Raw genomic sequence first — 2,956 nt, 5'->3', positions numbered from 1 at the left:
TTCGACCGATTACACGCGGGGCAACGTACTCGTGGATGTAAGTCTCGACGGTTTCCGCGCCGAAGAAGGTTTCTCCGAGCCCGGTCAATCCCTCGTCGGTATGGACCAGTAGCCAAAGCAGGTTCGGCCGCTCCGCCACGCGGACCGTCTCAAGTCTCGTAATTTTCATCAGGTTGTCCTCTATGCGATTCCAGCCGCGAGCAGCGCTTTTGCGCTCTCGTCGAAATGACGGGCCATAAGCTGGCTGGCGGCTTGCGGGTCGCCTGCAAGGATTGCCTCGGCCAACTCGATATGTATCCGGTTCATGGCATGCCGTTCCTCGTCGGACGCGCGGCTGCGCCACCCGATCGGCCAGGTCTGCCGGGATACACCCTGGAACGCGCCGACGATTATCGAGAAAATCGGGTTCTTGGACGCACGAGCGATCTCCAGGTGAAAAGCGAGATCGCTTTCCATGACCTTGTCCGCATCGGCGAAATTCGACTCCATTGCTTTCGCATGGCCGAGGATGATGCGGGCTTCCGCGTCGGTTCGGCGAAGTGCGGCCAGCGTCGATGTTCGCATCTCGATCGTTCGACGTACGTCATAGACCTGATTGACGTTGATCTGGGCCGTATGCACGCCATGCTCAATCATCAAGGACATTGCGCCGTGGTCGAGTTGGGCCACCGTGGCACGCTTTCCGACGTTGAGATCAATCAGCCGCATCGTGGCAAGCGACCTGAACGCCTCACGAACGACCGACCGCGACACGCTTAACTCCTTCGACAGGGTGGCCTCGCTCGGCAGTCGATCGCCCGGACCCAGTTCGTTCGTGCGGATGTGCTGGGTGATGGCACCGATAGCGGTGCTGACGAGATTGCCTCCTGCAAACTGTTCTTCTTCGACTGGAGTTAAACTCATTTTCGTCTCCCAGTTTTATAAAACCTGTCGGACAGGTTGAATTGAACCGAGTCATAGTTTATGGAAAAGCTGTGTGTCAAGAACCAATTTGAGAAGTGCTCGGAGGGCTTATGAATATCGAAGTTGACGTGGCATTCGCGGCGGAAAATATCGTTGGCGAGAGTGCGGTCTGGGATGATCAAGCGCACAAGCTTTGCTGGGTCGACATCGTCGGGAAAGCGATCCACCGGCTCTGCCCCAGCACTGGCAACCATGAAAAGTGGAGTTTCCCGGACCTCGTCACCTCAATCGGCCTTCGCAACGACGGCGGCGCCATCGTCGGATTGCGGAAATCCATCGCCTTATGGGAGTTTGGAGGTGAACTTCGTCACGTGGCGGAAGTCGAACCCGAAGTGCCGGGCAACCGATTGAATGAAGGCGTCGTTGCACCGGATGGGGCCTTCTGGGTAGGCACGATGCAAGACAACATCGCTGCCGATGGCACGCCGATTGCGATGTCGGCAAAGACCGGAAGGCTCTACCGTTACGCGCTAGGAAAATTACGTCCGGTTTCCGAGGATCGGTTTGGTATCACCAATACCCTGATCTGGACCGACGGCGGACGGCTCATCACGGCAGATACCGAAGACAACGCGATTTACAGTTATGCGCTCGACGCCAACGGGTTGCTGAACGACAGGCAAACGGTACTTTCGGGTTTTGAGCGAGGTTCACCGGACGGATCCTGCGTGGATGCTGAAGGCTTCATTTGGAATTGCCGCGTCGCCGGCGGTGGCTGTGTGATCCGATTTGCGCCCAACGGTAGGATAGATCGCGTTGTCGACCTGCCGTGTTCATGGCCGACGAGTTGCGCTTTTGGCGGTCCCCAACTTGAAACCCTATTTGTCACGTCGGCGCGCTTCACGATGAGCGACGAACATCTTGCCCAAAATCCACATGAAGGTGCGATTTTCGCGCTGCGTCCGGGCACCTTCGGGCTGCCAGTAAATCGTTTCAGTCAATGACGATTGGACATCCACATAGCAAACCTGTGCGCCGCATCGGCTACGGCTTTTGTGGCAACAGCCAAGGTTGGAACAACCGCTCACTTAACTTATCGACCGGCCGGACATTCCACTCGATACATTATGCGATCATTTTGGCCTAAAGGGTGAACATCACAGCAACAAGGCTCGCAGGGCTCGTGGAAGCACAATTCTGTACGGTCCGTAAGGGGCGCGTCCACGCTTAGGCCCACGACAGCATTGCGCCCTCAGTTCGGCCGTTAAAGCGGACTTCGCTTCATCCTTAAAGTAGACGCTGCTGGCACATATCCTGGTTCCGCCGCCGCTCGCGGAGCCGGACGCCTCACTTATCTTTCCGCCGCGATCGCTGCGGCCGCCTTCGATTTCGCATCTGCGGACACTGCCCTTAGGCCCTCAGCCGAACGCGTTCGGCACATGACCGACGCCATCCTTTCGGCTCAAGGAGGCAGTGCGCCGCGAAGCAGTCATTGAAGCGATCAAGCCCGACGCCGGAGGCGGCCCTTCACGTTTCAAAAGCTCTGCTCTAGCTCGGTAATCCTTGTCGGGCGTGAGTTGCAGATCAGCACGAGCTTGCCTTTGACGCCTCCCAGACCGAGCAGCTCCTGGGCGCGACGAGCCTCGGTCAAGGGCATCCGCTCGGCCACCATCGGCTTGATCTTCCCGTCGCGAAGCAGCTCGAGTAAGGCGCCGAGATCTTCGCGGAACCAAGCGAGCTTCCACCGCTTCAAATATTGTATGCTGTAAGGGAGTATGCGTCGTCGGCCTGGTGAAACGAAAGCGCGTACCGCGTACCACGCAGGTCGCAATATCCCGCGTAGACGATAACGTAGGCCCCCGGCCAGTTGGCCCTTCTGCAAAAATGAAGTGAAGCCATAGGCTATGACGCGGCCACCAGGCCTCAGAGTCCGAAACGAACGCCAGACATTGGCTTCGCCCACCCCGTCGAAGACGACATCCACGCCGTCGTTTGTCAGGCGATGGATCTCTTTGACGAAGTCGGCCCGCTCGTAGTCGATCGGCGTGGCCCC

At 58.0% G+C, this 2,956-nt stretch carries 3 protein-coding genes and 1 pseudogene; 1 reads left to right on the top strand and 3 read right to left on the bottom strand.

The window, feature by feature from the left end; genetic code table 11:
* A pseudogene (locus I8N66_RS30805) lies at positions 1-169 on the bottom strand (mandelate racemase/muconate lactonizing enzyme family protein); the annotation flags it as partial.
* Between the two features lie 11 nt (positions 170-180).
* A complete protein-coding gene (locus tag I8N66_RS30800) occupies positions 181-903 on the bottom strand; it encodes a FadR/GntR family transcriptional regulator (protein ID WP_291162274.1) in 723 nt (240 codons plus the stop codon).
* Between the two features lie 110 nt (positions 904-1,013).
* Between I8N66_RS30800 and I8N66_RS30795 the strand changes: the two genes are divergently transcribed.
* Complete coding sequence (locus I8N66_RS30795; RefSeq protein ID WP_291162271.1) at positions 1,014-1,907, top strand: SMP-30/gluconolactonase/LRE family protein; 894 nt, start codon at positions 1,014-1,016, stop codon at positions 1,905-1,907.
* A 530-nt stretch (positions 1,908-2,437) separates the two neighbouring features.
* Here I8N66_RS30795 and I8N66_RS30790 read toward each other — a convergent pair.
* Positions 2,438-2,956: zinc-binding dehydrogenase (locus I8N66_RS30790; protein WP_291162268.1), on the bottom strand; the 519-nt coding region annotated here is incomplete at its 5' end.

Origin of the sequence: Ensifer sp. SSB1, from assembly GCF_016652895.1 — a bacterium.
Classification (GTDB): Bacteria; Pseudomonadota; Alphaproteobacteria; order Rhizobiales; family Rhizobiaceae; genus Ensifer.
This window is presented reverse-complemented; position numbering and strand designations above follow the sequence as displayed.